The organism is Polyangium sorediatum (assembly GCF_029946465.1).
Lineage (GTDB): Bacteria > Myxococcota_A > Polyangia > Polyangiales > Polyangiaceae > Polyangium > Polyangium fumosum.
In genome coordinates this window covers 351,278-374,340 of sequence record NZ_JARZHI010000005.1, presented here as the reverse complement: position 1 = coordinate 374,340, position 23,063 = coordinate 351,278, and the positions used below count along the sequence as shown (strand labels likewise).

Below are 23,063 nucleotides of genomic sequence, written 5' to 3'. Positions count from 1 at the left end.
CCCTTCGAAAACCTCGCGACATCCTCCCTCTCCTTCGGCACCCTCCTTTTCAAACCGATGCGCATCGCGCTCACCTACAATCTCAAAATCACGGGCTCCCCCGAGGAGGCGGAGTTCGACAGCCCAGCAACCATCGACGCGATCGAAGGGGCCCTCGTGCGCGCAGGCCACGAGGTCGAGCGCGTCGAAGTCTCCGGCCCCGCCTCCCGCGTCATCGCGCGGCTCGAATCGATCTGCCCGGATCTCGTGTTCAACATGGCCGAGGGGCACAAGGGCAAGACGCGCGAGGCGTTTTACCCCGCGCTCTTCGACGAGCTCGGCTTTCCGTACACGGGCTCGGACGCGTACACGCTCTGCCTCACGCTCGACAAGGCGCTCACGAAGCGCACGCTCGCGGGCTTCGGCGTGCCGACGCCGCGCGCGCGGCTCGTGACACGCGTGGCGATCGAGAGCGGCGCGCTCGACGACGTCACGTTCCCGGTGATCGTGAAGCCGAACTTCGAGGGCTCCTCGAAGGGCATCTCGGGCGATTTCAGCGTCTGCGAGGACGGGCACGAGCTCGCCGAGGTCGTCGACCGGCAACTCGCGCGCTACCCCGCAGGCCTGCTCGTCGAGCGCTTCCTGCGCGGTGTGGACGTGTCGTGCGCGTTCGTCGAGGGACTCGGCAGCGACGGGGTCCTCGATCCGGTGGAGTACGTGATCGATCCTCGGTACTCCAACCTTTACAACGTCTACGATTTCCACCTGAAGAACGTGCGGCCCGAGCACGTGACGTCGCGCGTGGCGGAGCTGCCGGTGGCGGTGCTCGATCGCATCCAGGCGCTGACGCGCAGGATCGTGCGGGCGCTCGATCTCAAGGACCTCGGCCGCTGCGAGTTCCGTGTGGCCCCGGGGTCGCCCCAGACGGGCTACGACATTCACTTCCTCGAGGTCGACGCGCTGCCCTCGCTCGATCCGAATGCGGCGATGTTCGTCGCGGCGAAGAAGGGCGGCTTCGACTTCGACGGCGTGATCCGGTCGATCGTGCGCAGCTCGTGCAAGCGCCGGGGGATGTCGCAGTTCATCGACGGCGCGCCGCAACGCCGCGCGAAGAAGGCCACGCTGCGCGTGGGCTTCACGTTCAACATGAAGCGCGACGGCGGGGACGCGGAGGCGGAGTTCGACTCGCCGCAGACGATCGAGGCGATCACGAACGCCATCGAGAGCTTCGGCCACACGGTGATCCCGCTCGAAGCCAAGCCGGATCTGCCGCACCGGCTGCTCGCCTCGCAGCCCGACGTGGTCTTCAACATCGCCGAGGGCGTGCGCGGCCGCGGCCGCGAGGCGCAGGTGCCCGCGATGCTGGAGCTGCTCGGCATCCCCTACAGCGGCAGCGATCCGACGACGCTCTCGCTCTGCCTCGACAAGGGCCTGACGAAGCAGATCCTGCGCGCCTCGCGGATCGAGACGCCCGAGTGGCAGGTGCTCACGACGGGCCGCGAGAAGCTCAAGCCCTTCCGCTACCCGGTGATCGTCAAGCCGAACGCGGAGGGCACGTCGAAGGGGATCACCGGCGCGTCCGTGGTGCCGGACGAGGCGAGCGCGCGCACCGCGGCGAAGCTCCTGGTCGAGCGCTACGGGCAGCCGGCGCTCGTCGAGGAGTACATCGATGGCCGCGAGTTCACGGTGGGCCTGCTCGGCGATCGGCGCCCGCGGGTCTTGCCGCCGATGGAGGTGGTCTTCGTCGATCCGCCCGAGCACCCGGTCTACGGCTTCGAGGAGAAGCAGATGGGCACGACGCGCGTGCGCTTCGAGTGCCCGGCGAACCTCAGCTCGGCGGAGCTCAAACGGATCGAGAAGATCACGCGCGAGACGTTCCTCGCGCTGCACTGCCGCGACGTCGCGCGGATCGACCTGCGCATGGCGAAGGACGGCACGGTGTACGTGATCGAGTGCAACCCGCTGCCCGGGCTCACCCCGGATTTCAGCGATCTCTGCGTCATCGGAAAGGTCGCGAGCATGGACTTCCGGACGCTCATCGGCGAGATCCTCGCCGGCTGCATCAAGCGGTTCCGCGGCGAGCGCGCCGCAGCCGCCCCGCCTCTGGTGCCCGTCGCGACCCCGACCCCGACCCCGGCGCACGGGCTGCTCCCGCTCCTCGCGACGAGCACGGGCCCCGTGAAGGCCAACGGGTCCTGATCGAAGCGTCCGTCCCGACTGGCCGGTATTCAGTCGCGCACGTCCTGCACACCGACCCGGCCTGCGCCTTGCGTGGGGCGCGGGCATGGGATCTTCGGCCCGCTGTCGGTTCTCCCTGCTCGCGCTCGCGTGGGGCCTCGCCGCGTCGGCCGTGGGCTGTGGGCGCGGCGCTGCGCAACGCGCGGCCGAGCCGCCGCGCGCGCCCGAGCCGCTCACGTATGCCGTGGTGATCCCGCCGGGGACCTATTTTCCCGACTGGCCCTCGTTGTCCTTCGATGGAGAGCCGGAGTACGACGAGACGCGGTCGATCGAGATGCGAGCGGCGCTGCCGCCGCAGGGTCCCGCGGCCCAGGTGCCGATGCGGATGAGCCGCGCGCCGCGTTAGATCGGTCGGAACCACGCACGGGGTGTTTCCCGTTTCCACGTGTCGTGGTTTAGACTTTGGTCTCCGCCGTGAGACCCCCTGAACCCGAGCTGCAGAGCGTGAGGCCGAGCCCCTGGGCGCCGGGCTCGATCATCGGGGGGAAATACCGCCTCACCACGCCGATCGGGGCCGGCGGCATGGGGCAAGTCTGGCGCGCCGAGCACACGTCGCTCGGCACGACCGTGGCGGTGAAGCTCGTCGATCTCGCGTCGTCGCAGAACCCGCAGGAGACGATGGCGCGGTTCCTCCACGAGGCGCGCGCGGCGGCGAGGCTCAAGAACGAGAACGTGGTCCAGACGATGGATCACGGCGCGCAGGGGCACGTCGCGTACATCGTGATGGAGCTGCTCGAAGGCGAGAGCCTGGCAAAGCGGCTCACGCGCACGCGTGTGCTGCCTGCGTCGGACGCGGTGCGGATCTTCCGCGAGATGGCGCGCGCGCTGGAGAAGGCGCACAAGCAGGGGATCGTGCATCGCGATCTCAAGCCGGAGAACGTCTTCCTCTCCGTCGAGGAGGGCCGCGAGGTCGTGAAGATCCTCGACTTCGGCATCGCGAAGACGGCCGACGGCGGCCACGATCCGCACCTGAAGACACACGCGGGCACGGTGCTCGGAACGCCCGCGTACATGAGCCCGGAGCAGGTGCTCGGCAAGGACATCGATCCCCGCTCGGATCTCTGGCAGCTCGCGATGATCGCGTTCGAGTGCGTGACGGGCGTGCGGGCCTTCTCGGGCAGCACGCTCGGCGAGCTCTTCATGCGGATCTGCTCGGCGCCCTTGCCCGTGCCCTCGCAGGTCGCCCGGAACGTGCCGCCCGGCTTCGACGCGTGGTTCGCGCGCGCGGCGCAACGCGAGCCGAAGGACCGGTTCCAGTCCGCGCGCGAACTAGCCGAGGGGCTCTCGCTCGTGCTCTTGCGCAGCCAAGGCGGAGGCGCGGCCACGGTGCCGCTCGGCTCGATGGTGCAGTCGGGCCGGCCCGAGCCGACGGGGCGAAACACGGCCTGGTCGCGCGGCGCCTCGAACCCGAGCTCGCGGCGCGCGCTCACGATCGCGCTCGCGGTGCTGCCGGTGCTGCTCATCGGCGTCGTCGGCGCCGTGTGGATCGTGAAGGGCCGTGACCCAGACCCGCCGGCCCCGGCGCCCTCCGCGCTCCGCCCCGCCGCGAGCGTGCTCCCTCCCGCGAGCCCGCCGAGCGCCGCGACGAGCGCCGCGCCGGACGTGCCCATCCCGGCGACCGCCGCGACGAACGACGCAGGCGCGCCGCCCGCGCCCGACGCGGGCGCAGGCCCGAAGATCCGCACCGGGACCAAGACGAACACGAAGGAAGACGTCCTCGGCTTCTAGACGGACGACCCCGAGCCCTGACGAACCGATGAACCGCCCTCCCTCGAAGCCCACGCGAGCGCCCTTCCGGACGTGCCTGCCGCTCGCCCTCGCCGCGCTCACGTGGCTCGCGCCGGCCGTGAGCTCGGGGCAGGACTTCGCGACCCGCAGCGCCGCGCGCAAGCTCGGCGAGGAGGGCATCGTGCTCTTTGACAAGGGCCAGTACGCCGAGGCGCTCGAGAAGTTCAACCTCGCCGATCAGCTCGTCCCGGCGCCGACGCTCGGCCTGCGCGCGGCGCGGAGCCTCGTGAAGCTCGGCCGCCTCGTCGAGGCCACGGAGCGTTACCTCGCGGTGACGCGCATGGATCTCTCGCGCACGCAGGTCACGCCGGCGTTCCGCAAAGCGCAGGCCGACGCGCTCAAGGAGCGCGAGGAGCTCTTGCCGCTCCTGCCGAGCCTGACGATCGAGGTCACGGGGCCTCTGGGCGACGGCATCACGGTGTTCGTCGACGGCACGCAGATCCCGCTCGCGCTGGTCGGGCAGAAGCGCCCGATCGATCCGGGGCCGCACGAGGTCGAGGTTCGTCGCGGCGAGACGAAGGTGAAGAAGAAGGTCGACCTCGTCGTGAAGCAGACGGAGAAGGTCGTGCTCGTGCTCCCGCCGCTGCCGAAGCCGAAGCCGCCGGAGCCGGATCCGTTCTGGAGGACGATCGCCTGGGTGGGGATCGGCGTCGGCGCGGGCGGCATGGTGGCGTTCGGGGTGACGGGCGGGCTCGCGCTTTCGAAGCAGCAGGAGCTCGAATCGAAGTGCCCGAACCGGACGTGTTCGCCGGAGTTCCACGCCGACGCGGACTTCTTCGATGCGCTCCGCTACGCGACGACGGCGGGCCTCGTGGTCGGCGTGGTGGGGCTCGGCGTGGGCGTGCCGCTGCTCATCGCGGGCCCGACGCAGGCACCCAAAAAGGACGAGAAAAAGGCCGCGTTCACGTGGGCGCCCGTCGTCGGGCTCGGCACGGCCGGCGTGCGCGGGACGTTCTGAGCGGCGCCTACGGCGAGATCGCAGAAGTGCAAAGCCGGCGCGCGCCCGCCGTTTAGCCCTGCAAGACGTCCTGGACAAAGGGACCGAAGAAACCCCTTTCCTTTCGGGCATTTCCAGCGACTCCAGATCATGGACCGCTCCTTGCAATAGGGGTGATCATGCCCCGCGTTTTGATCATCGACGACGACCCGACCTTCGGCCAGCGTGCCGTGCGTTGCCTGGAAAAGGCCGGCATGCGGGCGCGTTTTCACGAAGGTCCCTTCGGCAGCCTGCACGCGGTCCGCGAGACGGGCTGCGAGATCGTGCTCGTCGACGTGGACATGCCGCGCCTCGACGGCGGTCTGCTCGTGAAGATGATCCGGGATGCATTCGGGCTCGGACAAACCCGGATCATGCTGGTCGGAGACAGGTCGGACCCGGAGCTCGCCGATCTCGCGGTGAGCGTAGGAGCCCACGGGTACGCCTCGAAGGGCGTGACGGACGCAGAGCTCGCCGGGCGTGTCGCCGGGCTCGCCCAGCGAAGGAATTCGCGGCGGCCGACGCCGGCCATGGGCTGAATCGCCCGACGGTTGGTTGTTCGACGATTGGTTTTCCCGGCCGGACGATTCTCTCACACGCCGGACGATTCTCTCACGCGCTGGACGATTCTCTCACACGCCGGACGATTCCCTCACTCCCCGGACGATTCTCTCACACGCCGGACGATTCCCTCACTCCCCGGACGATTCCCTCACCCCAGCCCCTCTCCCTCGCGGGAGAGGGGTGAGATGAGTTTTTTCGACTAGAACCCGGCGCGCCGCGTGCGCAGGCGCCGCGCGAAGGCCGCGAGGCCAAGCACGAGGCCGAGGGCGCCCGCAGAACCCGCGTTGCCACGCGTGGTGCCCGCGGCACGGCAATCGCAGCCGCCGTCGTCCACAGGAAGGCCGCCGCCCGCGCCAGCCGAGCCACCCGTGCCCGTGCCGCCGCCGCCGTCGCCACCCGCGCCGCCGCCGCCGCCCGCGCCGCCGTCACCACCCGCGCCGCCCTCGCCCGTCTCGCAGATGCCCGCCTCGCACCGGCCGTCGGTGCAAACCGTGCCGTCGGCCATCACGCCATCCGCCGGGCAATCGCTCATCGTGCCGTCGCAAAGCTCCGCCACGTCGCATTCCCCCGCCGCCGCCCGGCATTCCGCGCCCGCCACGGCGAGCGCGTCGGCCGGGCAATCCACGGTCGCGCCGTCGCAGCTCTCGGCCACGTCGCAGAGGCCGATCGCCGCGCGGCACACGGTGCCGGCGTTCGACACCACGTCCGCCGGGCAATCGTTCGACGCGCCGTCGCACGCCTCCGCCGCGTCGCAAGCGCCCGCCATGCCGCGGCACTCGGTCCCCGCCGCGACCTTCGCGTCCGCCGGGCAAGCGCCGTTCGCGCCGTCGCAGCTCTCCGCCGCGTCGCATCCGCCCGCCGCCGGGCGGCACGCGGTGCCCGCCGGGACGAGGTTGTCGCCCGGGCAGAGCGGCGTGAACCCGTCGCAGATCTCGTCGATATCGCACGCGCCCACGGCCGCGCGGCAGACGGTGTTGCCCGCGGCGTACGCGTCCGCCGGGCAATCGTTCGACGCGCCGTCGCACGTCTCCGCCGGATCGCAGCCCCCGAGCGAAGCGCGGCATTCGGTGTTCGCCGCGACCTTCGTGTCGGCGGGGCAGGCCGTGTTCGTGCCGTCGCACGCCTCGGCCACGTCGCAGGCGCCGCCCGCCATGCGGCACTCGGTGCCGGCCGCGGAAGGCGTGCAGGTGCCCGCCGCGCCCGCGAGGTTGCAGGCCTGGCAATCGCTCGCCGCGCCGCCGCCGCACGCCGTGTTGCAGCAGACGCCGTCGGCGCAGAAGCCGCTCGCGCAGTCCTTGCCGATCTGGCAGGCCTGCCCATTGTCGAGCTTGTTCTGCGGCGTGAACAGGTACGCGCCGCCGCTGTTCGCGGCCGCGCCGCTGTGCGCCTCGGCGCCGACGAGCGCCCACGAGCCGCTCACGCCGACGGAGTGACCGAATTGGGCCCCGATCCCGGCGTCCGCGCCCGTGATCTTCTTCTCCTGGGCCCACACGCCCGCGTTCCGCAGGAACACGTACGCCGAGCCGGTCGACTGCGGCTCGTCGTACCGCGCGCCGATGACCGCCGTGTCCCCGACGATCGACACGGAATGCCCGAACTGATCCCCGCCGTCGCCGTCCACCGCGAGGATCTGCGCCTGCTGCGCCCATACGCCCATCGCGCGCGTGTACGCGTACACCTTTCCTTGCGACCCGGACGCGAGCGGAGCTGCGATGAGCGCGGTGTCGCCCGCGACGGCGACCGAGTAGCCGAACCAATCGTTCGCCTTGCCGTCGGGCGGGGCGAGCTTCGCTTGCTGGGCCCAGGCGCCGGAGGTCCGGAAAAACACGAACGCGGAGCCCGAGACCGAGCCATTGTCGTCGTCGCCGTACGCGCCGACGACGATGGTATCGCCCGAGATCGCGACGGACGTGCCGAACTCGTCCTGGCTCGCAGCCGCCGCGCCCGCCGTGAGCTTTCCGCCTTGTGCTGCAAACGTGGTCGCGCCCTTCAGGTAGACGTAGGCCGATCCGGAATCGGTGTTGGGGGCGGTGTCGTCGAAGGGCGAGCCGACGACGAGCGTCGTGCCCGAGAGGGCGACCGAGGAGCCGAACCTGTCGCCCGACGCCACGTCAGCCGCGATGATCTTCTGGAGCTGCGTGAAATTCGAGCCGAACGCCGTGCGCTGGAAGACGAAGACCGCGCCGCGGCTGGCGTTGTCGAGCGGGGCGCCAACCGCGATGATGTTGCCGGAGATGGCCACGGTGCGGCCGAACCGGTCGCCGGCCGTGAGCGTGGCGTCGCCCGATTGGAGCCGCTGCGTCTGCGTCCACGTGTTGTTCCCGGCGTTCCGGACGAACACGTACGCCGAGCCCGCGTCGGCGTTGGCGGCGATGTCGTCGTCCGGCGCGCCGATGACGGCCGTGTCCGCGTCGATGGCCACCGCATACCCGAACGCGTCGTCCGCGGCCCCGTCGCTCGCCAGGAGCTTTTGCGCCTCGGACCATACGATGGGGTCGACCACGATCGGATACATCGCGCCCGTGTCGTCGACGTGAATGGAGAGCCGCCCTTCCGCGGCCGAGAGGTACGACGGGAGCACGCGGCCCTTCGCGTCCGTGACGTGAAGGTCGGTGTAGCGGAGGATCACCTCGCCGGCCTCGTCGCGCAGGAGCGCCGCGTCCGCCTCGGCCGTGAGCTCGGGCAGGAGCCCCTCGGCGCGCATCTGGAGCGTCACGGCCCCGCCGCCGTCCTCGCGGCACGCGGGCCGCTTCGCGAGATCAAAGCCCTGCTCCAGGCCGAGCGGGCCATTCAAGTACCACTCCACGACGTCACCGCGGCGATATTCGGCGCGATTGCCGCTCGCCTCGGGCGAGGCCTCGGCGGCCGGCGTGAGGTCTCCCTCGCAGCCCACGGCGTCGAGGGAGAGCTCGAACGGGCGATCCGCGCGTGTGTCGACGGCGAACCGCACGCCCGCCGCGGAGAGCTCCGCGGAGAGGCCCTGCGCCGGGTTTCGGGCGGAAATCGCGCCTTTCGCGCCGCGCTCCAGGCGATACGCGGGGGAGGCGTCTTTTTGCACCGCCGCCACGTAGGCCGCGCGCAGCCCCGCGTGATCCACCGCTTCCGCTGCTGGGGGCGCCTTCGCCTGCGCTGAAAGGGAAGCATCCCCCGATTGCGGACCCCTGTCGTCCGCCCCGCACGCTGCCGCGAGCGAGACCGGAAGAGCAAACCACCATCGCTTCGCTGCCAACATTCTTCACCCCGTCTCGTGAAGGGAAAAAGCTACACTCTGGACGAGCGGCCATGTTACCAAAGCCGCCCTTCCAGAGCGAAGCCTTACGGCGCGACGGCGTCCGCTTTGCCCCCGTGAGCGTTCCGGGGCTGCGTTGGGAGGGTCACGAAAAAGCGACCATGCGAGCTGCCTGGCCCGTTGATGTGGCGGCGTGAGCGACTATGCTGCGCCGCCATGTCGGAATTTTTGGTGGACAAGAAGCGCACGCACTCGTGCAACGCGCTGCGCACGAGCGACGTTGGCAAGGACGTCGTGCTGATGGGCTGGGTGGCGCATCGCCGGGACCACGGCGGCCGGGTGTTCATCGATCTGCGGGATCGCGAGGGTCTGACGCAGGTGGTCTTCGGCCCGGAGATCGGCAAGCAAGCGCACGAGCTCGCGAGCGAGCTGCGCTCGGAGTACTGCATCGGCATCGCCGGCAAGGTGGTGACGCGCGTCTCGTCGGGCGGGCAGCCCAATCCAAAGCTCCCGACCGGCGAGATCGAGGTGAATGCCGAGACGCTCCACATCTTCTCGCGCTCGGAGACGCCGCCCTTCCTCATCGAGGACGACATCGACACGCGCGAAGAAATCCGGCTGAAGCACCGCTACCTGGATCTGCGCAGGCCCGCGCTCCAGCGAAACTTCCTCGTGCGCTCGAAGCTCTACCGCGCCGCGCGTGATTACTTCCACGGCGAGGGCTTCACCGAGCTCGAGACGCCTTTCATGGTGAAGTACACCCCCGGCGGCGCGCGGAACTTCCTCGTCCCCTCGCGCCTGAATCCGGGCAACTTCTATGCGCTCGCCGAGTCGCCGCAGATCTTCAAGCAGCTCTTCATGGTCGCGGGCTTCGAGCGATATTTCCAGATCGTGCGTTGCTTCCGCGACGAGGACCTCCGGCTCGATCGCCAGCCCGAGTTCACGCAGATCGACGTGGAGATGTCCTTCATCACGGAGGAGGACATTTACACGACGATGGAGGGCCTCATCTCGCGCGCCTGGAAGGACGTGCTCGGCGTGGAGCTCCCGCGCCCGTTCCGGCGGATGAGCTACCGCGAGGCGATGCTCAAATACGGCTCCGACAAGCCCGACCTTCGCTTCGGCCTCGAGCTCGCCGATCTGACGGAGGTCCTCGGCCCGCTCGAAGGCGGCGGCGTGCCGCTCTTCAAGACCGCGCTCGAGCAGAAGGGAATCATCAAGGCGCTGCGGATCCCCGCGAAGGAGGCCGCGTCGCTTTCGCGCACGGAGGCCGACAAGCTGGAGGAGTTCGTGAAGGGATTCGGCGCGCGAGGCCTCGCGCGCGCCCGCGTCGGCGAGGGCGGCGAGTGGACGCAATCGCCGCTCAGCAAGACAGTGACGCCCGAGGCGCGGGCCGCGGTGAACGCAGCGCTCGGCGCCGGGACCGGAGACCTGCTGTTCTTCCAGTTCGGCTCGTTCAAGCTCGTGAACGCGGTGCTCGGCGGCCTGCGCCTGCACCTCGGCCACAAGCTCGGCCTCATCCCCGAGGGGCAGTGGCATTTCCTCTGGGTCACCGATTTCCCGATGTTCGAGCAAGCCGAGAGCGGGCAATGGGTCGCCGCGCATCACCCCTTCACGTCGCCGAAGCCGGAGCACGTGCAATACCTCGGCACGGAGAACGGCCGCGTGGAGGCGCGCGCCTACGACCTCGTCCTCAACGGCAACGAAATCGCAGGCGGCTCGATCCGTATCCACCAGCGCGAGGTGCAAGCCAAGGTCTTCGCCTCGCTCGGCCTCTCCGAGGACGATTTCCGCGCGAAGTTCGGCTTCCTCCTCGACGCATTCAAGTACGGCCCGCCCCCGCACGGCGGCATCGCCTTTGGTCTCGATCGTCTGACGATGCTGCTCTGCAATGCAGGCAGCCTGCGCGACGTCATCACCTTCCCGAAGACACAAAAGGGAACGGACCTGATGACGGACGCGCCGACCGGCGTCGCACCCGAGCAGCTCGACGAGCTCGGCGTGCAGGTGAAGAAGGTCTGAGCAGGGATCGCGGGGCGTCGCCCCGCACCCGAGAAGGGGGCTCCCCGCCCCCTTCACCCCGGGCCAGGCACGGCCTGGACCGATGGCGGAGAACCCGCGCGATGCGCGGGGTCTCCGACGGATACGACGTTGCCGTTTCGCGGCGGCGCCCGCGCACGCTAGCGGTTGGGTTCAACGGGCCGCTCTCCTGAGGGCGGGAGTTCGAATGCGCCGTGGTCTCTTCGTCCCGCTCCTGCTGCCTTTGATCATCGTCATGGAGGACTCGCACGCGCACGCGCTGGAGTTCCGCGTCTGCGTCAAGCCGCCGGATGTCCCTCCCGGCCTGACCCAGTGGGCCTATGAGCAGGGATCGGCGACGGTGTGGACCACCCGCAGCCGGATGGAGTTCGCGCGGAAGGTCGAGGGACGCGCCACCTTTATCTACGATCCTCATGCCCCGCCAGAGAGCGTGCGCATTTTGCCCATCCCGTACAACGCGCTGAAATGCCCGCCGCCGCCGCCACCGAAACCGGCACCGGCGAAGGATGCGCCGAAAGAAGAGAAGAAAGCAGAGGACGGGAGCACGAGCAAATCGCCTGGCAAGAGCGGCGGGGACGAGGAACGCAAAGGCGCGGACGACGAGGGCAGCGTCGAGAAGCGCGTCGAGAAGCATCGCCTCCCGCAGCCGAAGGAGGGTCCGCCGCCTCCGCGTGCTTCGGCCCCGGCGCAACAGCAAAATCCTGTTTTGCCGCGACAAGGTGTTTTGTCGAGCGAGCCAATCCTCCCGCAGCGGGACGTGAAGTGGGAGGACAAGGAGCACGGGCTCGTGGATCGAGGCGGCGCGCTCCCACAGCTCATGGACACGGCAGACCGGAAGCCGTTGAACGTCACGTCGTGCGAGCAGACGAAGGAGGGCTGCCCGGCGCGGAAGAAGAAGACGCGGGCCGGGGCGATCCTGGAGCAGGTGGTGATTGCAGGGGCGATCTTCAACCTGCAAATGAACGAGGACCTCCATCGGCCCGACGGGAAGGAATACGGGATCGTCGGCGGGATGAATGCCGACGGGCCGAACGACCCGCGGCTCCAGGCGGCGGCCGCGGCGGTGATGTTCTCGCCGGTGGCGATGGCGCTCGGGAACAAGTTCATGAAGGCGACGTCGGAGGCCTTGGCACGCGGCGAGAAGGTCGTCATCAAGGACGTGAGTGAGCTGTCGGAAGATGCGGCGAAGTACCTGGCGGAGGAGTTTGGCGAGGAGCTGACGAAGGCGCTCTCGGAGGCGGGAGTGATCGGGCCGTTCCGCGTGATGCGGCACTTCACGGCGAAGTACAAAGGGGCGTGGCAAGCGCATCACATTTTCGAGACGGCCAAGATGATAGAGGCCGGCCTCAATCACCTGGATGGCCCGTGTGTGATCCTCTCGAAGGAGGTGCACCAGCGGTTCACGACCGAGCTGGCAGCGGCGACCGGAAGTATCGACGCCGTAAGGCTCAAACGGCTATGGGACGCATACAAGTATGTCTACAGGAATCACCCGCAATGGTTGAAGGCGATCGCTCACTACTTCGTGAAATGAGCAGGCGTTCACGGAACATGCAGGGCCCCCGATGAGAACCAAAGCACGGATTTCTTTCCACGGCACGGATGTCCCAGGGCGAGAGCAAACCGTCCTTTCGTCGGCGGGCTGCGGGCCCGACGTGGCCAGCGTGAGCGAAATTGAATTGAACAGAATACTTTCGGTATTTGTTCATGTAACCCTCGACGTCGAGGACCCTCGCCTGGCCCTCTTGCAGAAACTCCTCGTCGCGTACAAAGTCGACTGGCTGGATCAGCGCTGGGACGAATACACGGACGAGGAGTACGAGGCTGCGCGCTTGATCGTCGTACACGGGATGTCGGAGAACCACATCGTCGGAGGTCCCCGCTTCTACACGGAGTACGATCTCTCGAACGCCTGCCCGGCGTGCGGCGCCGGGATGCGGCAGACCGGGGCTTACATGCTCGATGGCGCGGGCCCACAAACCGTGAGGCTCGGCCAGTTTCGCGCCGTGGACAGCTACAGCGAGATCATCGTCGACCAGCCGCTCGCCGAGACGCTCACGCGCGCGAACCTCTCCGGGCTCTCCCTCCGGAGCGTGTACGCGATCCAGCCAGACGAGGTGCCGGACGAGCTGATCTGGAAGCAGCTATGGGCGTCGCACACCCTGCCCCCATTGTCCCCGCGCTCGACCGGGATCGACTTCGACAGCGCATGCAAGACCTGCAGGCGCGGCAAGCTCGAATCGACGAGCCCCGTGCGTTTCGCCTACCGCGCCCGGGACCTCGAAGGGTCAAAGGACGTCAACCGCATGTGGGAGCACTTCGGGGAGTACGTGCGGTGGAACGGCGACCTGAAGACGGCCGTCTTGTGGCAACCGTACTTCGTCGTCACCCCGAAGGTCTGGCGCATCTTCCGCGACGCGGGCGTGACCGGGTTCCAGTGGCTGCCTATCCGCGTCGTTGAGGAGTGACGCGGGCGAGTGGCGGTGGCGGTGGCGCGAGCGGGAGCGTCAGCGGGGGATGCAGAGCGCGGCGCGGTTGCGGGCCTGTTGCAGGCGGGCGTAGGCGGTGTTCAGGCGGATGCCGAGCGCTCGGGCAATCTCCAGCATCGAGCGGCCCTCGATCTCGTAAGCCACCAGCACAGAGGCGAGCTTTTCGCCGAGCTTCTGGATGATCTTCCAGAAAAGGCGGGCCGCGTCCATGGCCTGCATCGTTCGCGGGTGGACCAGAGGCTCGGGGAGCTCGCCCGGGAGCGATTCAAAGCGACTCCGCGCGGTCAGACGCCGGTCGGTGTTGCAAGCGCCGGCTGGCGTCGCTTGGTTTGTCTCATGAAGTGCGACCCAAGGCAATCCCGAAAGACGTAGATTGGTTCGTCCCGGGAGAACCCGCGATCCATGGGGAATGGGCGAAGGCTCTCGTAATGGGGGCCGTGATTCAGGTCAAAAGGGCGGGCTGCCCGTGGGGGGGGAGGCCCGCCCTTTGGTATACGGTGCGCGGCGGTAGACGAGGCCGGTGAGGGTGGCGATGACGAGGTCGATCCGGTCGAGCACCGCAGGGCTGACCGATTCGATGTCATGCATGGCCTGGGCGACGTGGATGCAAGCGAGCACCTCGTGCGCCGACCCCAGGGCGGTGGAGTAGCGCTGGCGGTTGGGCAAGCCGTTGACGTCTGACCCCATGGTGGTTCTGGAGGGAACGGTGCGGATCCTGGCGAGAACGGCGAAGGGGTCCGTGACGGCCTGGGCTGATGCAGAGAACGCGAAGTGATCCTTCTGCGCGTGTGGGTGTGGGTGGCGGATCAAGATGCTGCCGCAGCACTGGAAGAGGGGGGCCCCGAAGTTCCTCGTCCGGCACTACTTCCGGGCGCAGACCACGGAGGAGGCGGTCGAGAGGGGACACCGTTCCGGAGCAAGGCGTGCTGCTTTACCGTAATAGTGACAGAAAGGGGCCGCCTACGACGACAGCCAAAACGCGACGTCAATTCACGTAGGGCCGTGCGACCCCGAACCCGGAGCCACGAGCGGCCCGGACCACGATCTTCCCTATCACATCTGCTCGAATCACTCGTCGCCGTATTGACCGAAGAACACCCAAACAGTGACTCCAGGGGTCCACGCGGCGGTTTGACACATCACCACACGTCTGAGAAGAGCTTCACGTTCGGGAGCGCATCGCCCATCTCCCCGGGCTCGTCACCGCGGTTGTCCTGGTCTCCCAGGCCGAGCCGGCCGGAGGAGTTTGCTCCCCAGCACTTGACGCTCCCGTCGTTCAGCAAAACGCAGTTATGCGAATACCCCGACGCAATTGCCGTGGCCGTTTTCCCCGTGCCCAGGTTCACTGCAGCGAGGTTGCCGCCCATCTCCCCGGGACCGTCCCCGCGGTTGTTCGTGTCGCCCAGGCCGAGCTGGCCTTCGTAGTTCCACCCCCAGCACTTGACGCTCCCGTCGCTGAGCAAGGCGCAGGTGTGCTCATAGCCCCCTGCAATCGCCACGGCCGTCTTGCTGGCGCCCAGGTTCACGGTAGGGAGGCTGTCGCCCATCTCCCCGGGACCGTCCCCGCGGTTGTCCGTGTTGCCCAGGCCGAGCTGGCCTCTGGAGTTCCGCCCCCAGCACTTGACGCTCCCGTCGCTGAGCAAGGCACAGGTATGGTAACCACTACTTGCAACTTCCAAGGCTGTCTTGGCAGTTCCCAGGTTCACGCTGGGAAGGCTGTCGCCCATCTCCCCGGGATCGTCCCCGCGGGGGCTCGTGTTTCCCAGGCCGAGCTCGCCGGTGAGGTTTCCTCCCCAGCACTTGACGCTCCCGTCGTTCAGCAAAACGCAGGTATGCGAATAACCGCAAGTGATCGCCAGGGCCGTCTTGCCAGTGCCCAGGTCCACGCCAGGAAGGCTGTCGCCCATCTCCCCGGGACCGTCTCCAACGCTGCCCGTGTTTCCCAGGCCGAGTTGACCGGCGGTGTTCAATCCCCAGCATTTGATGCTCCCACCGTTCAGCAAGGCGCAGGTATGATTAGAACCTGCGGCAATCGCCAAAGCCGTCTTGCCGGCGCCCAGGTTCACGGCGGGCAAGCTGTCACCCATTTCCCTGGGACCGTCTCCATGGCTGTTTATGTCCCCCAGGCCGAGTTGACCAGCATTGTTCAATCCCCAGCATTTGACGCTCCCGCCGTTCAGCAAGGCGCAGGTATGCTGTACTCCCCCCGCAATCGCTGTGGGCGTCTTGTCGGCGCCCAGGTTCACAGCGGGGAGGCTATCACCCATCTCCCCGGGACTGACGCCGTGACTGTTCGTGCCGCCGAGACCGAGCTGGCCGAAGTCATTCCTTCCCCAGCACTTGAGACGCCAGTCGTTCAGCCGCGCGCAAGTATGGACGCCTGCGGCCCCAATCTTGGTCACTACCTGGATCTTGCACGCAGTTCCACAGCGGTCATCGAGCTGATTCCCGTCATCGCACTCCTCCAAGAGCTCCGGATGCACAACACCATCCCCACATACCGGAGCCTGACAGACTCCTTGCGCGCAGACCATGCTCGTGCAATCTGTGCCCACAGCACACTTCTTGCCATCCGGGCACCTCGCGGTGCATGTTCCGCCGCAATCCTTATCGGTCTCGTCTCCGTTCAGAACGCTGTCGTCGCACCGCGGCGGCTCGCAAGCACCTCCCTTGCAGAGCTTGCTCTGACAGTCGATGGATATCTTGCACGTCTGGCCCGTATCGCAGGGGTTGCAGATCACGCCGCCGCAATCGACGTCCGTCTCGTTGCCATTCCACATCATGTCATCGCATGTCGGCCACCCACCCATGCCGCCCATGCCCCCGCTGCCGCCTGCGCCGCCGTTACCAGCCGCGCCGCCGCTGCCGCCTGCGCCGCCGTTACTAGCTGCGCTGCCAGCCGCGCCGCCGCTGCCGCCTGCGCCGCCGCTGCTGCCATTCCCGCTGCCGGCGCCGCTTCCACCCTCATCCAGAATAGGCTCCCGGATCCCTGCAATCGCATTGCACCCCGCCACCCCCACCAGCAGCCCGATCGCCACCCACCTCGCCTTCAACTGCATCTCACCACGCCCCCCGCAGGACGAGCTCACTCGGCCTGATCACGAGACTCATCGTCGCCCCTCCCCGCCCGTCCCGCTCTTTCCCCGCAGGCGCCGGCGCCGATCGCGCGAAGAGTACCACGCCCACCGCCAGCACGACCCCGCCCGCCACGAACGCCGCCGTCGAGCCGTTCCCCAGCGCCAGGGCCTCCTTGCGCAGAGCGTACCCCGTCCGGCTGCAATGGTCCTGGGCATCGCAATGCCCCTCATTGCTTTGGCCATTGCGCGCGATCGCCACCCCCCCGAGGATGGCCCCTACGCCGAGGCCTGCCGCGCCGAGCCCCATGCCTACAATGCCCGCGGTGCGCAGCCCGGATGACGGCGGAGGGGGAGCCACCCCTGCCGCCACTGGTCGCGTGATTTCGATTCCTTCCTGCTTGCTCGCGGCCACCGCATGGGGCGGGGGCGCCTCGATCTGCACCGTCACGGGAGGATCGATCGGCGCGGCTTTCGGCACCACCGCCACTCGCCTCTCCCATCCCGTTCGCCCCGGCGCGGTGGCTTCGATGTGGTACATCCCCGGGTCCACAGGCAGCGGAACTCCCCATTGCCCGGGCCCCAGCTCCACACTGTTCCGTCGGATCACGAGCCCGGGGATCGCAGCCACTTCGGCTGGCACGTCCACCGTCATCTGCGGAACCTGCAAGACTGCCAGCCGCTCGGTGATGAACTGCACCTTGTCGGCCTTCTGCTGCCCCTCCGCGACCGCCTTCACCCGTGAGAGCTCCGCCCACGCGCTCGCCGGACGCCCCTGGCCAACGTAACACTCCGCGAGCTTGATTCCAGTATTGATATGTACCGGGAAAAGTTGCTTCACCTCCTCGAAACGAGGACACGCATGCGCGAAATCTCCGACAGCCATTTCCTCGTCCGCCTGCTGGAAAAGCGCGCGTGCAGCCGCTTCCACGCGCGGATCGACTGTCTGGGCGTGCGCTGCGGCAGAGAACAGCAAGAGCGCCGGCAGTATCATTCGACCAAGAGGGCGATTCAACATCCTTATTCTCTCCCTGTTGAGCTGCGTCGTGCAGTTCGGTCTCAGTCGTCGAATCCCATGGTCTTGCGCCCGCCCGAGGAAGCCGTTCCACCAGGTTTAACTTGCTGAGCTGTCGCCGCTGTCTTTGCGGGCCCCTGCGGCGGTAAAGCTGGAGGAGGCGGTTGGGATTGCACTTTCTCTTCCTTGGTGGATATTGACGCCCGTGGCGGCGTGACCTTCCCCGTCGACGTGGGCCTCGGCGCGAGCGCGCTTCGCGCAGTCGATGCCGAAGGCGGGTTCGCCTCGGGCAAAGGCTCTTGTGCCTCCCTGCGGGCTTCCTCGTTTGGCGGTATTGAGCGGGGGACCTCTTGGGCTGCCACTGCCGATGGCACAACGGAGGAAGCTGAAGAATCCGGGTGGGTGGACGAGCCCTTGAACAAGGACCACACGGATAGCGCCCCCAATGCCAACGAAGCGCTGGCTCCCGCGGCCCACGCCCACCGCATCCGCTGTCGGCGTGGCGTTGCTGAGCCCGTCCTGCCCCACGCCGCCGTCGTCAACTCCACCGTCGGCGAATCAGGCGCGGGGAGAGGCGAGGTGGACGCAAGAGGTGCAACCACGCCGAGCCCCGCGGCTGACTCCACGTTCGTCCCCGACCCCATGGGCGCGCGCGCCGCTGACACCACCTCGAACGGCGCGAGCGCCATCACGAGCTCCTCAACCGTCTTAAACCGCTCCTCCCGTCGCTTCCGCAAACACTGCGCGATGACCGCCTCCACCCCCGGCGGCACCTCCGGACGCAACTCCCGCAGCGGCATTGGCTCCTCTTGCAGCACACGCGAAATGATCTCCGTCATGATCGCCGCTTTGAACGGCGATATCCCTGCCAGGAGCTCGTACAGGATCACCCCGATCGCCCAGAGGTCCGTGCGCGAATCGACCGTCTTCGTCCGCGCCATCTGCTCCGGCGACATGTACAGGGGCGACCCGAACATCGCGTTCGTGCTTGTCAGATCCACCTCCTCCGACCCCGTGTGCTTCGAGATCCCGAAATCGAGCACCTTCACGCACGGACTTCCGTTCCGCCGACGAACGAGGAACAGGTTCGCGGGCTTGAGATCCCGGTGCACAATCCCCGCCTCGTGCGCCTCGGCGATGGCGTCGCAGACCTGGAGCACGTATGCCACGGCCTCCGCGACGGGGAGCGGTCCTTGCCGGGCGATCAAGGCCTTGAGATCGCATCCATCGAGGTACTCCATCACCATGTAGGGCGCGCCATTCTCCATGCGGCCGACGTCGTGGACCCGCGCCACGTGCTCGCTCTGGAGCCGCGCCGCGGCGCGCGCCTCACGCAGGAAGCGCGCGAGCGACTCGCGATGCGCGAGCATGGCCGGCAGCAGGAACTTGATCGCGTAGAGTTTGCCAAGGTCGACGTGGCGTGCCGCGACGACGATGCCCATGCCGCCCTTGCCAAGCACGCGCTCGACGCGGTACTTGCCGAGAAGAACGTCTCCAGGAGTGACGGGGTTGTCCATGCAGCGCGGTCCGAGCGAGGAGGGCCGAAAGAGCCGAGGATCCACGGCCGGGATGGTCGTCCCAGGGGATCACCGTCAAACCTACCCAGGATGCGCCCGCGCTGACAAGCAAATAGTGCGGTTGATCGCGTGTCTGGGGTACGATCCGGTGAAACCTCGCGAAATGAACGACAAACCAACCCTCCGAGGACAACCGGGGGCCACTCGGCGGCGACCGGTCCGCGGGTGGGGCGAGGGCGGGACGCTCGGCCCGCGGCCTACTCATCAGACGGCGCCTTCGGCCAGCGAGATCAAGACCCGAGCCGCATCCCGCAGCCGCTCAGGTCCTTCCAGCACCGACGCACCTTCCAGCAGTTCGCACCCCCAGCAGCACCGCCCGTCTTCCCTACGGACCCACCGAAGCGTTCCGATCACTCGTCCTCGCAGCTCAACCCGATAGCCGAAGGCGATCCCTCGGAACCTCACAAGGCGGCTCACACAGGAACCTGCAGCTCAACGTGGGTAACACCCTCGCGGAGAATCTCCGCCATCGGGTCCCCCGTTCTGACCTGCACCAGCGCCACGACGCCCTGTTCTTCGAGACGAACAAGCGCCGGAAGGATCACCCGCTCGTACGGAAGGTGCGGGACCTTCTCGCGCAACCGAACAACTGAAACCCGGCCATCCTTGTCAGGACGCGGCCGTGAGATCGCCCGCGAACGCAGCGGAGGAACAGGCGGGAGCCGTTCGGACACGCGCAGTCCACCGAAAAAGGCATCCGCCACGGCACTCCAAAACGACGCCCATCCCGCCTTCCACCGCAACAACAGCGGCAGCGCCGTGGGCCCGACGATCGTATCGCGAACGTCCACGATCGGCGACTCCTGCCAAACAAGCGCTGCGTCGTCCTCGTCCTCGTCATCCCCCGTTGGAACGGGCGTAGCTCGGTCTTGCTGGGCGAGCATGACGCGATCTCCTTGCGAAGGATGGCTCATCGCCCGAGGACGAGGCGTGCGTGCGTGCACCATTCCGCTTTCACGCGGACCTGGCCATTCGGCCCGGGAAGGGTGAGGCTGGCCGTCGCGCCCCTGCATTTTCGTGGCCGTCACCATGCACCGGGCTAGGATGGCGCCCACATCGTGAACAGACGCGATCTTCTCGTCTCTGTGGGCGCAGGTGCCGGCTGGCTTTTCGCGGGCGCCGCCCTCGGCGGTTGTCGAGCACGTCCGCGCGAGCCTGCGAGCAAGGCGGCCGTCGACCCGCCGCCCGTGCTCGCATCGTGGCTGGAGCGCTGGCTTACGGCGTTCAACGATCCAGACCTGGGCGTGTACAAGCGGTTCGTCGAGACGCTCGCGCCGACGGTGCGCCCGTACGTCGACGACGACCTGGCGGTCCGCGAAATCACCGGCGGCTTCGACCTGCTGTCGTCGCAGGTGACGGGTCCGCAAGAGATCTCCGCCTGGGTGAAGGATCACGCGTGGGACCGGCGCTCGAAGGTGGTGCTCACCGCCTCGGGCCCGGACAAGCTCGACGACATCGCCTTCACCGGCGCTCCTGCCGAGGAGACGATCCAGCGGCTCGATCAGGCGTCGGTCCTCGCCGCGGTGAAGACAAAGTTTGGCGAGGCAGCTCGGGCGGGTCGCTTCAACGGGGCGGCGTTGATCGCGCGGGGTGAACAGGTGCTGTTCAGCGCGGGCCACGGCTCGGCGAACAACGAACGGGCGCTCCCCGTGACGACGTCGACCCGGTTCTGCATCGGCTCGATGGGCAAGGTATTCACGGCGGTGGCGATCATGCAGCTCGTGGAGCAGGGGCGCCTCGGCCTGAGCGACCCGCTGGCCCGGCATCTGCCCGACTACGCCAACCGGACCTTGGCCGAGCGCGTGACGGTCGAGCAGTTGCTGACCCACACCGGCGGCACCGGCGACATCTTCGGCCCGCAGTACGACGCCAACGCTGACGCGCTCAAGACCACCGCCGACCTGGTGCGCTTTTATGGCACGCGTGAGCCGTTGTTCGAGCCGGGGTCGCGGTGGGGCTACAGCAACTATGGGTTCGTCCTGCTGGGTGCGATCCTCGAGCGCGTGACGGGCAAGCCCTACGAGGCGGTGTTTCACGAGCGGATCTTCGGGCCCGCGGGGATGCCGGCGACGTCGCAAGCCTTCGCCTCCTCGCGCGCGACCGCGGTGCCGTACACCGGCGCGGGCGCGACCGGGCGCAAGGCCCTGACGCCCTACGAAGGGCTCCCCGCCGGCGGCGGCTATTCGACCGTCGAGGACCTGCAGGCCTTCGTCGTCGCCTTGCGCAGCGGGGCGCTGGTCAGCGCAGCGACGCTCGCGGCCATGACGGCCCCCAGAGTGGTGGCGGGCACGTCGCATTGGGGCCTCGGCCTGGCGGTGCGGACCCGCAACGGCGAGACCTACTACGGGCACGGCGGCAGCGCCCCCGGGGTCAACGGCGATCTGGCGATTTATCGTGATTACACGACCGTGGTGCTGTGCAACCGCGGGCACCCGGCCGCCGTCACCGCGGCCGAGTTCATCGGCGCGCGCCTGCCCGTAGGGTAACGCCGCCGTCCACGCTCGGCGACCCCTGCCACACCCTTGCCATGACGACCTCTCCACGCGTCTTCGCCCGCCATGGCGAGGTTGAGGTTCGCCCCTACCACGACCCGCCGAGCGCGGTGCGGAGCGTCGCGACCTTCCCTTCCTCGAAGCCGAAGCCGAGCGTGTCGTCGAGCGCGACGAGCAGACCGAGGCGCGCATAGAAGCCGCGGGTGGGTTCGTAGCTGAAATACGGCTCGAGGGCCGTCTGGGCCTTGTCGCCCTCGCGGGTCGGGAAAAACACGGCCTGCACGCGCAGGCCGCCGCCCACGCCTGTGGAGGCGCGCGCCGCAATCTCGCTGTGGGCTTCGAGGAAGAGGTGGGTGCGATCCGCCAGGATCCCAACGGGGAAGGCGAGGATGGACACGATGTCCGCGCGGTAATGAAGCGTGGGCAAGATGCGGAGCTCCAGGCCGCCGCGCCCTCGGGCGACGATCGAATCGAGGAAGAACCGGTGCAGGTCCGCATAAGCGCGATTGCGGCTGGCCACTTCGTGGGGCATCCGGATGGCATTGGAGAGGGGCAGCAACGTGAAGAAATCGACGACGGCGCTGCCCGAGCTGTGAAACATCTCTCCGTCGGTGAACGAGGTCGGGACCGAGAGCGTGCCGCCCGCGTGAAACGCGAGCCTTTCGCTCACCTTGCCCGCCCAGTGCACGCCCAGGGTGAGGTTTCCCATCGTGGCATCGGTCTCGCGCAGGCCGGTGGAGGGGAACCGGAAATCCCAGACGGCCCAGGGGACGTCGAAATCGAGATACACGCCGCGGGCAATCTTCACCTGGCCCGCGACGCTCCAGGTGAGCGAATGCGCAGTCCCGAGCAAGGGATCGTCGTAGGACCAGACGTCGAATTTGAGGGCGACGCGGTTCTGCTGGGCTCTGGGAACCCAGGTGTCTCCTTCGGCGGCGCCTGCCATCCCGGGCAGGAGCAACACGAACGAGACCGCGGATGCTGCCAAAAGCTGAGAAAATATGTCGGTGAGCCTACGCATTCGCGCATCGCAGGGCAAACAAAGGCCTTCGGTGGCGCTGGGGACCGGCCCGAGCGCTCGTGCTTGGCCCGCGTGCGTTCCCACGGCGGCCGGGCTGCTCGCGCTGGTGCAGCGTGAACGCAGCGAACAGGCGCCACAGATTTGCGCCTCGAACTCGACCGTCTGGCCAGGCACGAACCGCTGGGTCTGACCTGCCGGACACGTGATCGTCCTGAGCTTGAAGTTCTTCTCGAAATCGTCCTTGGAGAAGAGTTCGCCATTGGCCACAGTGCGCGGCTTGCAGAGGATTCGGGCTCCGACGCCTCGCGAAGACATCCTGCACACCACGGCGCATCTCTGCCCCGGCACCATGTTCACCGCGTGGCCGGCGCTGCGGCGGGTGCCGTGGTCCCTGCTCGCGCCGCCCTCGTCGAGCGGACCGAACTCGACTAACGTCGCGCATCTATGAAACCACTCGACTTCGTCAAGGCAGCCGGCGTCGCGCTCGTCGTCATAATCGTCAACGTCGCCATCAGCTTCGTCGTCGTCGCGGTCTATAGCGTCGCCGTCGAGCCCGGCCACGACGACGCTTTCTATCAGGA

17 protein-coding genes are annotated in these 23,063 nt (G+C 68.0%); 9 read left to right on the top strand and 8 right to left on the bottom strand.

The window, feature by feature from the left end; all coding sequences use genetic code 11:
- Positions 1-57: 57 nt before the first annotated feature.
- The 5 genes from QHF89_RS09390 (at position 58) to QHF89_RS09370 (ending at position 5,520) form a co-directional block, all read left to right on the top strand.
- Complete coding sequence (locus tag QHF89_RS09390; RefSeq protein WP_136972563.1) at positions 58-2,178, top strand: D-alanine--D-alanine ligase family protein; 2,121 nt, start codon at positions 58-60, stop codon at positions 2,176-2,178.
- 85 nt (positions 2,179-2,263) lie between these two features.
- Positions 2,264-2,563 carry a hypothetical protein gene (locus QHF89_RS09385; protein ID WP_136972562.1) on the top strand — a complete coding sequence of 100 codons (300 nt, stop codon included), beginning with the start codon at positions 2,264-2,266 and terminating at the stop codon, positions 2,561-2,563.
- 68 nt (positions 2,564-2,631) lie between these two features.
- Complete coding sequence (locus tag QHF89_RS09380) at positions 2,632-3,945, top strand: serine/threonine-protein kinase (protein ID WP_136972561.1); 1,314 nt, start codon at positions 2,632-2,634, stop codon at positions 3,943-3,945.
- A gap of 28 nt (positions 3,946-3,973) precedes the next feature.
- Entirely contained in the window at positions 3,974-4,963 is a 990-nt protein-coding gene (locus QHF89_RS09375) for a tetratricopeptide repeat protein (protein ID WP_136972560.1), read from the top strand.
- Between the two features lie 158 nt (positions 4,964-5,121).
- The gene (locus QHF89_RS09370; RefSeq protein ID WP_136931938.1) at positions 5,122-5,520 is read left to right on the top strand and encodes a response regulator; all 399 of its coding nucleotides are present in this window, start codon (positions 5,122-5,124) and stop codon (positions 5,518-5,520) included.
- 224 nt (positions 5,521-5,744) lie between these two features.
- Here the strand turns inward: QHF89_RS09370 and QHF89_RS09365 are convergent, their stop codons facing one another.
- Positions 5,745-8,642: a hypothetical protein gene (locus QHF89_RS09365; RefSeq protein ID WP_284720280.1), complete on the bottom strand. Its 2,898-nt coding sequence runs from the start codon at positions 8,640-8,642 to the stop codon at positions 5,745-5,747.
- A 348-nt stretch (positions 8,643-8,990) separates the two neighbouring features.
- Here QHF89_RS09365 and aspS point away from each other — a divergent pair, with 348 nt between their 5' ends.
- From aspS to QHF89_RS09350, 3 genes are all read left to right on the top strand, one after another.
- Complete coding sequence (gene aspS, locus QHF89_RS09360; RefSeq protein ID WP_136972558.1) at positions 8,991-10,796, top strand: aspartate--tRNA ligase; 1,806 nt, start codon at positions 8,991-8,993, stop codon at positions 10,794-10,796.
- 205 nt (positions 10,797-11,001) lie between these two features.
- The gene (locus QHF89_RS09355) at positions 11,002-12,348 is read left to right on the top strand and encodes a hypothetical protein (RefSeq protein ID WP_136972557.1); all 1,347 of its coding nucleotides are present in this window, start codon (positions 11,002-11,004) and stop codon (positions 12,346-12,348) included.
- Positions 12,349-12,559: 211 nt separating this feature from the next.
- Positions 12,560-13,282 (top strand): hypothetical protein, encoded by a 723-nt coding sequence (locus QHF89_RS09350; protein ID WP_284720279.1) that lies wholly within the window; start codon positions 12,560-12,562, stop codon positions 13,280-13,282.
- A gap of 39 nt (positions 13,283-13,321) precedes the next feature.
- Here the strand turns inward: QHF89_RS09350 and QHF89_RS09345 are convergent, their stop codons facing one another.
- The 6 genes from QHF89_RS09345 to QHF89_RS09320 all read right to left on the bottom strand — a co-directional run bounded on the left by QHF89_RS09345 (position 13,322) and on the right by QHF89_RS09320 (position 19,853).
- Complete coding sequence (locus QHF89_RS09345) at positions 13,322-13,513, bottom strand: RNA polymerase sigma factor (RefSeq protein WP_284720278.1); 192 nt, start codon at positions 13,511-13,513, stop codon at positions 13,322-13,324.
- 237 nt (positions 13,514-13,750) lie between these two features.
- Positions 13,751-13,990 (bottom strand): hypothetical protein, encoded by a 240-nt coding sequence (locus QHF89_RS09340; RefSeq protein WP_136972554.1) that lies wholly within the window; start codon positions 13,988-13,990, stop codon positions 13,751-13,753.
- Positions 13,991-14,442: 452 nt separating this feature from the next.
- Positions 14,443-15,837 carry an RCC1 domain-containing protein gene (locus QHF89_RS09335; protein ID WP_284720286.1) on the bottom strand — a complete coding sequence of 465 codons (1,395 nt, stop codon included), beginning with the start codon at positions 15,835-15,837 and terminating at the stop codon, positions 14,443-14,445.
- 526 nt (positions 15,838-16,363) lie between these two features.
- Positions 16,364-17,308 carry a tetratricopeptide repeat protein gene (locus tag QHF89_RS09330; RefSeq protein WP_284720277.1) on the bottom strand — a complete coding sequence of 315 codons (945 nt, stop codon included), beginning with the start codon at positions 17,306-17,308 and terminating at the stop codon, positions 16,364-16,366.
- Positions 17,309-17,436: 128 nt separating this feature from the next.
- A complete protein-coding gene (locus QHF89_RS09325) occupies positions 17,437-18,909 on the bottom strand; it encodes a serine/threonine-protein kinase (RefSeq protein WP_136972551.1) in 1,473 nt (490 codons plus the stop codon).
- Positions 18,910-19,382: 473 nt separating this feature from the next.
- Entirely contained in the window at positions 19,383-19,853 is a 471-nt protein-coding gene (locus QHF89_RS09320) for a hypothetical protein (RefSeq protein ID WP_136972550.1), read from the bottom strand.
- A gap of 174 nt (positions 19,854-20,027) precedes the next feature.
- On the opposite strand from QHF89_RS09320, the gene QHF89_RS09315 reads away from it, so the two are divergent.
- Positions 20,028-21,455: a serine hydrolase domain-containing protein gene (locus QHF89_RS09315; RefSeq protein WP_284720276.1), complete on the top strand. Its 1,428-nt coding sequence runs from the start codon at positions 20,028-20,030 to the stop codon at positions 21,453-21,455.
- A 94-nt stretch (positions 21,456-21,549) separates the two neighbouring features.
- Here QHF89_RS09315 and QHF89_RS50150 read toward each other — a convergent pair whose 3' ends face one another.
- Positions 21,550-23,043 carry a hypothetical protein gene (locus QHF89_RS50150; protein WP_136972548.1) on the bottom strand — a complete coding sequence of 498 codons (1,494 nt, stop codon included), beginning with the start codon at positions 23,041-23,043 and terminating at the stop codon, positions 21,550-21,552.
- Between the last annotated feature and the right edge of the window lie 20 nt (positions 23,044-23,063).

Coding starts and splice junctions, on each gene's coding strand:
- aspS (WP_136972558.1), top strand. CDS start 8,991: ATGTCGGAATTTTTGGTGGACAAGAAGCGCACGCACTCGTGCAACGCG.
- QHF89_RS09335 (WP_284720286.1), bottom strand. CDS start 15,837: ATGGTCTGCGCGCAAGGAGTCTGTCAGGCTCCGGTATGTGGGGATGGT.
- QHF89_RS09375 (WP_136972560.1), top strand. CDS start 3,974: ATGAACCGCCCTCCCTCGAAGCCCACGCGAGCGCCCTTCCGGACGTGC.
- QHF89_RS09325 (WP_136972551.1), bottom strand. CDS start 18,909: ATGGACAACCCCGTCACTCCTGGAGACGTTCTTCTCGGCAAGTACCGC.
- QHF89_RS09355 (WP_136972557.1), top strand. CDS start 11,002: ATGCGCCGTGGTCTCTTCGTCCCGCTCCTGCTGCCTTTGATCATCGTC.
- QHF89_RS09345 (WP_284720278.1), bottom strand. CDS start 13,513: ATGGACGCGGCCCGCCTTTTCTGGAAGATCATCCAGAAGCTCGGCGAA.
- QHF89_RS09340 (WP_136972554.1), bottom strand. CDS start 13,990: ATGGGGTCAGACGTCAACGGCTTGCCCAACCGCCAGCGCTACTCCACC.
- QHF89_RS09390 (WP_136972563.1), top strand. CDS start 58: ATGCGCATCGCGCTCACCTACAATCTCAAAATCACGGGCTCCCCCGAG.
- QHF89_RS09385 (WP_136972562.1), top strand. CDS start 2,264: ATGGGATCTTCGGCCCGCTGTCGGTTCTCCCTGCTCGCGCTCGCGTGG.
- QHF89_RS09370 (WP_136931938.1), top strand. CDS start 5,122: ATGCCCCGCGTTTTGATCATCGACGACGACCCGACCTTCGGCCAGCGT.
- QHF89_RS09320 (WP_136972550.1), bottom strand. CDS start 19,853: ATGCTCGCCCAGCAAGACCGAGCTACGCCCGTTCCAACGGGGGATGAC.